Origin of the sequence: Aeromonas bestiarum, assembly GCF_000819745.1 — a bacterium.
Taxonomy (GTDB): Bacteria; Pseudomonadota; Gammaproteobacteria; order Enterobacterales; family Aeromonadaceae; genus Aeromonas; species Aeromonas bestiarum.
Window position 1 is genome coordinate 59,367 of record NZ_CDDA01000033.1, and the last position, 6,904, is coordinate 66,270.

The 6,904-nt window shown below is 59.1% G+C and carries 9 protein-coding genes and 1 tRNA gene; 1 reads left to right on the plus strand and 9 read right to left on the minus strand.

All coding sequences use genetic code 11. The features are described 5' to 3' along the window. Positions 1–25 precede the first annotated feature (25 nt). The 8 genes from tatC to BN1118_RS17635 all read right to left on the minus strand — a co-directional run bounded on the left by tatC (position 26) and on the right by BN1118_RS17635 (position 6,392). The gene (gene tatC / locus BN1118_RS17600) at positions 26–775 is read right to left on the minus strand and encodes a twin-arginine translocase subunit TatC (protein WP_042867359.1); all 750 of its coding nucleotides are present in this window, start codon (positions 773–775) and stop codon (positions 26–28) included. Continuing rightward, complete coding sequence (tatB, locus tag BN1118_RS17605) at positions 772–1,218, minus strand: Sec-independent protein translocase protein TatB (RefSeq protein WP_043557296.1); 447 nt, start codon at positions 1,216–1,218, stop codon at positions 772–774. Before tatB ends, tatC begins: the two co-directional genes overlap by 4 nt. 3 nt (positions 1,219–1,221) lie before the next feature. Further along, positions 1,222–1,470, minus strand: a complete 249-nt coding sequence (tatA, locus tag BN1118_RS17610; RefSeq protein WP_043135785.1) for a Sec-independent protein translocase subunit TatA — start codon at positions 1,468–1,470, stop codon at positions 1,222–1,224. Between the two features lie 115 nt (positions 1,471–1,585). After that, complete coding sequence (gene ubiB, locus BN1118_RS17615; RefSeq protein WP_043557297.1) at positions 1,586–3,229, minus strand: ubiquinone biosynthesis regulatory protein kinase UbiB; 1,644 nt, start codon at positions 3,227–3,229, stop codon at positions 1,586–1,588. Next, on the minus strand, positions 3,229–3,837 hold the full coding sequence (locus BN1118_RS17620; protein WP_043135884.1) for a ubiquinone biosynthesis accessory factor UbiJ: 609 nt from the start codon (positions 3,835–3,837) through the stop codon (positions 3,229–3,231). Before BN1118_RS17620 ends, ubiB begins: the two co-directional genes overlap by 1 nt. Before the next feature lie 8 nt (positions 3,838–3,845). Beyond that, positions 3,846–4,598 (minus strand): bifunctional demethylmenaquinone methyltransferase/2-methoxy-6-polyprenyl-1,4-benzoquinol methylase UbiE, encoded by a 753-nt coding sequence (ubiE, locus tag BN1118_RS17625; RefSeq protein WP_042867354.1) that lies wholly within the window; start codon positions 4,596–4,598, stop codon positions 3,846–3,848. A 65-nt stretch (positions 4,599–4,663) separates the two neighbouring features. Then, complete coding sequence (crcB, locus tag BN1118_RS17630; protein WP_043135880.1) at positions 4,664–5,041, minus strand: fluoride efflux transporter CrcB; 378 nt, start codon at positions 5,039–5,041, stop codon at positions 4,664–4,666. Positions 5,042–5,126: 85 nt separating this feature from the next. Continuing rightward, entirely contained in the window at positions 5,127–6,392 is a 1,266-nt protein-coding gene (locus BN1118_RS17635; RefSeq protein ID WP_043557299.1) for a cytosine deaminase, read from the minus strand. Between the two features lie 92 nt (positions 6,393–6,484). Here BN1118_RS17635 and BN1118_RS17640 point away from each other — a divergent pair, with 92 nt between their 5' ends. Beyond that, positions 6,485–6,739 carry a hypothetical protein gene (locus BN1118_RS17640; protein WP_052449211.1) on the plus strand — a complete coding sequence of 85 codons (255 nt, stop codon included), beginning with the start codon at positions 6,485–6,487 and terminating at the stop codon, positions 6,737–6,739. A gap of 49 nt (positions 6,740–6,788) precedes the next feature. Here the strand turns inward: BN1118_RS17640 and BN1118_RS17645 are convergent. Then, positions 6,789–6,864: transfer RNA gene (locus tag BN1118_RS17645), tRNA-Thr, on the minus strand. Positions 6,865–6,904: the final 40 nt, after the last annotated feature.

Consider the following 6,904-nt stretch of genomic DNA (forward strand, 5'->3'; position numbering starts at 1 on the left):
AGGGCATGAAAAGAGGAAGGGAGCCTCAGCTCCCCTCTTCCGTTTGTTCCTGTTGCTCCTCTTCCTTCACGTAGAAACGGGCGAAGAACAGACCTATCTCCCACAAGGCCCACATGGGGATGGCGAGCAGGGTCTGGGAGAAGACATCGGGCGGAGTCAGCAACATGCCGACCACGAACACCCCGACGATGACGTAAGGGCGCTTCTCCCTCAGGCTCTTGGGGGTGGTCACCCCGGTCCAGCACAGCAGTATGGTGGCCACCGGGATCTCGAACGCCACCCCGAACGCGAAGAACAGGGTGAGCACGAAGTCCAGATAGCTGGCGATGTCGGTCGCCACCGTCACCCCGGCGGGCGCGGTACTGGTGAAGAAACCGAACACCAGCGGGAACACCACGTAGTAGGCAAACGCCATGCCGCTGTAGAACAACACGGCAGTGGAGACGACCAGCGGCATGATGAGACGCCGCTCATGCTTGTACAGACCGGGGGCAATGAAGGCCCAGGCCTGATACAGCAGATAGGGGATCGCCACGAAGAAGGAGACCACCAGGGTCAGCTTGATCGGCGTCAGGAAGGGGGTCGCCACATCCGTCGCTATCATGCTGGTGCCTGCCGGCAACTGACTGAGCAGCGGCTGGGCCACGAAGTCATAAATGTTGTTGGAAAAATAGATCAGCGCGATGAACACCAGCAGGACGGCCGAGATGGACCGCAGCAAGCGGGTTCTCAGCTCGACCAGATGGGTGATCAGGGGTTGTTCGGCCTGACTCATGGCTTCACCTCCCCTTGCTCGACACGCAGCTCTGCACCCTGGACAGGGATCATGGCGGTTTCCTCGTCATGAGCCACCGTCACGGCTGGTTGCTCGGATGTATCTTCCTGCACCTCGGCAACGGCCGGGGCGGGGCGGATGGTGTTTTGCTGTTCGTAAGGGCGGGTCACCGATTGTGCGGCCGCTTTCAGCTGCTCGATAGACTCCTGCAACTCGGGGCTCAGGTTGTTCATCTGCAACTGTTCGGCCTTCTTCAGGTCGTTGTGCAGATCCTGCAACTTGAGCTCCTGCTCCAGCTCGGACTTGACCGAGTTGGCAGTGCTGCGGATCAGCCTGATCCAGTGGCTGGCGGTACGGATCGCCACGGGCAGCCGCTCGGGACCGAGCACCACCAGGGCGACGACACCGATGACAACCAGCTCCCAGAAACCGATATCGAACATGGCTTAGGCCTGATCTTTATCTTTCTGCTTGGCGGTCTCGGCACTATTGGCCGCTTCGTTCAGCTGCTTGGGAGGAAACTCGGCATCTTTCTGCTCGGGTTTGCCATCGGTCGGCTCATCAGACAACGCCTTCTTGAAACCCTTGACGGCCGCACCCAGATCGCCGCCGATCCCGCGCAGCTTCTTGGTACCGAACAGCAGCACGACTATGACTGCGATGATCAACAACTGCCAAATACTGATACCACCCATGATATGTCTCCAAGTCCAACATTGACGCTAAGGTATGCGAGTGTGTTATTAACGATCACGATGCTGATACCAGCCCGTAATTTCTTCAAAACTGACGCCAAACTGCACGAGTGCGTTATTGGCGGGAGCGGGCCTTGAACCAGCCCAACAGCCAGCATAAACCGGTGCCAGCCAGGCTGATTTGTCCCCACTCAATGTATTGTTTTTGGGTCAGCAAGAATACACCCGCCAATAGCAGGCTGGCTCCAACCCCTAAGAGGTAGCGAGCCTGTCCCTGTCGACGGCTGTGACAGCGAAAATCGGCAAACATCTGATCGAAGTGGCGCTGCTGGTGACGGGTCTGGCGCAGGGTCTCATAGACCAGCTCAGGCAATTCAGGCAGTTTTTCCGCCCAGAATGGCGCCTTCTCCTTGATGGCATTCCACACGGCTTTCGGCCCGACCTGCTCGTGCATCCAGTTTTCCAGATAGGGCTTGGCGGTCTGCCACAGGTCCAGCTGGGGATAGAGCTGACGACCCAACCCCTCTACATAGAGCAATGTCTTCTGCAACAGCACCAGCTGCGGCTGCACCGCCATGTTGAAGCGACGGGCGGTGTTGAACAGGTTGAGCAGCACGTGGCCGAACGAAATTTCGGATAGCGGCTTCTCGAAGATGGGCTCCAGCACGGTGCGGATGGCGAATTCGAACTCGTCCACCTTGGTGTCTGGCGGTACCCAGCCGGACTCCACGTGCAGCTCGGCCACCCGGCGATAGTCGCGGTTGAAGAAGGCGAGGAAGTTCTCGGCCAGGTAGCGTTTGTCTTCCCGGTTCAGGGTGCCGACTATGCCGCAGTCGATGCCGATCCAGAGCGGATTGTCGGGATGTTCATAGGAGACGAAGATGTTGCCGGGATGCATGTCGGCGTGGAAGAAGCTGTCGCGGAACACCTGGGTGAAGAAGACCTCCACCCCGCGCTCGGCCAGCAACTTCATGTTGGTGCCGTTGGCTTCCAGCGCCGGAATGTCGGAAACCGGTATGCCGTAGATGCGCTCCATCACCAGCACATGCTCACGGCAGTGTTCGGTGAACACCTCGGGCACATAGAGGGCATCTGAGCCGGTGAAGTTGCGGCGCAGCTGGATGGCGTTGGCAGCTTCGCGCATCAGGTTCAGCTCGTCGAGTATGGTCTTGCGATACTCTTCCACCACCTCGATGGGGCGCAGGCGCGCACTCTGGGGCACAAAGCGGGCGACCAGGCGGGCCAGGGTCTGCATCAGGCGCAGATCGGCCTCTATGACCGGCTCTATGTCTGGACGGATCACCTTGATGACGATCTCGCGGCCATTTTCCTTCAATCGGCCCGTGTGCACCTGGGCGATGGAGGCCGATGCCAGCGGCGTCTCGTCGAAGTCATCGAACAGGGTCTCGACAGAGCAGCCCAGGCTCTCCTCGATCTTGAGGCGCGCCGCCTGACCGCAGAAAGGTGGCACCCTGTCCTGCAACAGGGCCAGCTCTTCGGCGATATCCGGCGGCAGCAGATCGCGCCGGGTCGACAGCATCTGGCCGAACTTGATGAAGATGGGACCGAGCGCCTCGAAGGCGAGGCGAATGCGGGCGCCGCGACTCAGCCCCTGCTGCTTGTTCTTGAGCCAGAACAGGCTGCGGCGGGCCAGACGACCCGGCCAGGGCTGATAGCGGGCAGGCACGAGTTCATCTATGCCCTGCTCCAGCAGGATGCTGATGATGCGATAGAGGCGCTTGAACTCCTTCGGGGTCATCAGGCTACCTGCTGTTCGAAGCGGGCCAGCCGCAGCTCGACCGCTTTCATCCGTTGCGCCAGCAGCTCGACATCGTCGTTGAAGCTAGCCACTTCCAGCGGACCGGGTGCGAGGCGGATCTCTTCGGTCAGGTATTCCGCCAGCTGGCTGCGGGAGCGGCACAGCTCGCGCCCCAGCACGCGGCGCGCCTGACGGGCACCACTGAACAGGGTGTGGGCCAGCACGTCGCCGGTATAGCGCGACAGCTCCTCTTCCCAGTCGATGTCCAGCTCACCCAGCAAGACGCTGAACGCCTGCACCAGCTGGGGATCGCCGCTCAGATCCAGCTTCTCCTCACGGATGTAGCGAGTCAGGGCGGAAGGGTCTTTCAGCAGGCCCAGCGCCGTCAGCGACAGACTGAGCACGGCATCGGCCTCGCCTTCGTGGCGGGCCAGCACATCCAGCCGGCGATCGGAGAAGACAAACCAGAGCGGCTTGAGCTCACGCAGCTCCAGCTTGAGCACCTTGCCCGTCAGCTTGCGCAACCGCTCCTGACTCTGCTTGTCGAGCGTCAGCAACTGGTTGAGGCTGGTTTCGATCACGGCGGTGACCATGGCATCCATCGGCATAGGCGACCTTAAAACTTGTAACCACGGTGCAGGGCAACCACACCCTGGGTCAGGTTGTAGAACTCGACCTGCTCAAAACCGACATTCTCCATCATTCCCTTCAGGGTCTGCTGATCCGGGTGCATGCGGATGGATTCCGCCAGATATTTGTAGCTTTCACCGTCGTTCGCGACGATTTCACCCATTTTCGGCAGCAGTTTGAAGGAGTAGAGATCGTACAGCTTGGCGATCACCTCGCTGGCGGGCTTGGAGAACTCCAGCACCAGCAGACGGCCGCCCGGCTTCAACACCCGGAACATGGAGGCCAGCGCCTTGTCCTTGTCGGTGACGTTGCGCAGACCGAAGCCGATGGTGATGACATCGAAGTGATTGTCCGGGAAGGGCAGCGCCTCGGCGTTGGCCTGCACGTAGGAGACGTTGTTCGCCACCCCCAGGTTGCGCAGCTTGTCGCGGCCCACCTTGAGCATGGAGTCATTGATATCCGCCAGCACCACCTGACCGGTCTCGCCGACGATGCGGGAGAACTTGGCGGTCAGATCACCGGTGCCACCGGCCAGATCCAGCACCTTCTGGCCCTTGCGCACACCTGAGCAGTCGATGGTGAAGCGCTTCCACAGGCGGTGGATGCCGAACGACATCAGATCGTTCATCAGATCATACTTGGCTGCCACCGAATGAAAGACGCCGGCGACCAGGGTTTCCTTCTCGGTCGCGGCCACGGTTTTAAAGCCAAAATGCGTTGTCGTAGTCTGTTCTGACATCCCTTAAACACCCATAGAGCAAAGAATGGTCGCCAGTTTACCAGAGCCAATGGCGTGCGGACACCTTAAACCCGGCTGGCGACCAACTGCATGCCCAGCAACACCATGGCCAGACAGAGGAAAAGGTTGAGGCCTATATTGAGCACCGCCTTCAGGTAGGCGCCCTGCTGGGCCAGCACCACGGTATCCAGCGCAAAGGAGGAGAAGGTGGTGAGAGCTCCGAGGATCCCCACCATCAGCAGCGGTTTCATCGGGTGTTCCACCACATGACCCTGACTGATGAGCGCAAAGGCGATACCCATGATGAAAGAGCCGACCACATTGACCACCAGGGTGCCATAGGGGAAGTGGCGTCCCAGCAAGAGTGCCATCAGCTCGGCGATACCAAAACGCAGGCAGGCGCCGATGGCACCGCCTGCCGCAACATATAACCAGGTTTGCATAGGGCAGACTCCACAGTATCAGGCCGACATTATGCAAAATGTCGGCAAGCGGGGACAGCGGGGCAATTAATCGATATCGACCGCCTCACCGGCGAAAGTCGACCGGTTCGGTCCGATCCAGATGGAGCGAGGTCTGGGCCGGCCGGGTCTCGGCAATCACCCGACCATGGCGGATGGAGTAACGCACCGGCACCTGACGGCGCACCGCATCAAACCCGTTCTCGGCAGGCAGGATCAGCAGATTGGCCGGCTTGCCGACCTCGATGCCGTAGCGATCCTGCACGTTCAGAGTACGGGCGCTGTGGCTGCTGATGAGCTTCAAGCCGTCGTTGATCTGCTCATACCCCATGATCTGGCACACATGCAGCCCCATGTGCAGCACCTGCAGCATGTTGGCCGTGCCCATGGGATACCAGGGATCGAACACGTCGTCGTGGCCGAAGCAGACGTTGATGTTCGCCTCCAGCATCTCCTTCACCCGGGTGATGCCGCGACGCCTGGGATAGGTATCGAAGCGCCCCTGCAGGTGGATATTCACCAGCGGATTGGCGACGAAGTTGATGTCCGCCATCTTCAGCAGCCTGAACAGGCGGGATGCATAGGCCCCGTTGTAGGAGTGCATGGCGGTGGTATGGCTGGCTGTCACCCGCTGGCCCATGCCGCGCTCATAAGCGAGCGTCGCCAGCGTCTCGATGAAGCGGGACTGCTCGTCATCGATCTCGTCACAGTGCACATCCACCAGAACCTGATACTTCTCGGCAAGATCGAACACGTAGTGCAGACTTTCGACCCCATACTCCCGGGTGAACTCGAAGTGGGGAATGGCGCCAATCACGTCGGCTCCCAGCCTGATCGCCTCTTCCAGCAACGCCTTGCCGTTGGGGTAGGAGAGGATCCCCTCCTGCGGAAAGGCCACTATCTGCAGCTCGACCCACTCCTTCATCTCCTCCTTAACCTCCAGCATCGCCTTCAAGGCGACCAGGTTGGGATCGGAGACATCGACGTGGGTGCGGACAAACTGGATGCCGTTGGCGATCTGCCACTTCAGGGTCTGGATGGCGCGCTGTTTCACATCTTCATGGGTCAGCAGCGCCTTGCGCTCGGCCCAGCGCTCTATCCCCTCGAACAGGGTACCGGACAGGTTCCAGCTCGGCTCCCCGGCGGTCTGGGTAGTATCGAGGTGAATATGAGGCTCGATAAAGGGGGCCATGGCCAGACCCTCCTCCCCATCCAGCTCCCGGGTAGACAGGAGAAGCTGGCTCATGGGAGCTATGGTCCGGATCAGGCCATCCTGACACAGGATCTGCCACAACCCCTCTCTGCCAGCCAGACGCACATTCTTTATCAGCATGTTTTTCTTCCTTTTTCTGACACCGATTACCTTTTCCAATCCACAACTTAGCTTGGATCAATTTAATAGAAAAGCGTTCATATTGAATACATATGAGACTGCTACTATTGATAAACAGCAACAATAAAAGGGAGTTAATTGGGATGAAAGCAGGATTGACCGAGATCGGCAGCGCTGGTCTGTTTCACGAATATCTGCAGACGCTGGGTATCAACAAGCCGCCGTTGACCTCGATCGACAAACAGTGGGAATACAAGCGCAACGAACGACTGGTCGCGGCTATCCAGATAGAAGCCTCGGGGCAGGCCCGCTTCTATCTCGATGCCAGACAGATTTCGGTAAACTGAGAAAGACGAATACAAAAAAGCCTCCCGATTGGGAGGCTTTAATATTTACTGGTGCTGATACCCAGAGTCGAACTGGGGACCTCATCCTTACCAAGGATGCGCTCTACCAACTGAGCCATATCAGCACACTAACCGGTAAAGACCGCACTGCGTGCGTTATCTAAA

Coding starts and splice junctions, on each gene's coding strand:
- tatC (WP_042867359.1), bottom strand. CDS start 775: ATGAGTCAGGCCGAACAACCCCTGATCACCCATCTGGTCGAGCTGAGA.
- tatB (WP_043557296.1), bottom strand. CDS start 1,218: ATGTTCGATATCGGTTTCTGGGAGCTGGTTGTCATCGGTGTCGTCGCC.
- tatA (WP_043135785.1), bottom strand. CDS start 1,470: ATGGGTGGTATCAGTATTTGGCAGTTGTTGATCATCGCAGTCATAGTC.
- ubiB (WP_043557297.1), bottom strand. CDS start 3,229: ATGACCCCGAAGGAGTTCAAGCGCCTCTATCGCATCATCAGCATCCTG.
- BN1118_RS17620 (WP_043135884.1), bottom strand. CDS start 3,837: ATGCCGATGGATGCCATGGTCACCGCCGTGATCGAAACCAGCCTCAAC.
- ubiE (WP_042867354.1), bottom strand. CDS start 4,598: ATGTCAGAACAGACTACGACAACGCATTTTGGCTTTAAAACCGTGGCC.
- crcB (WP_043135880.1), bottom strand. CDS start 5,041: ATGCAAACCTGGTTATATGTTGCGGCAGGCGGTGCCATCGGCGCCTGC.
- BN1118_RS17635 (WP_043557299.1), bottom strand. CDS start 6,392: ATGCTGATAAAGAATGTGCGTCTGGCTGGCAGAGAGGGGTTGTGGCAG.
- BN1118_RS17640 (WP_052449211.1), top strand. CDS start 6,485: ATGAGACTGCTACTATTGATAAACAGCAACAATAAAAGGGAGTTAATT.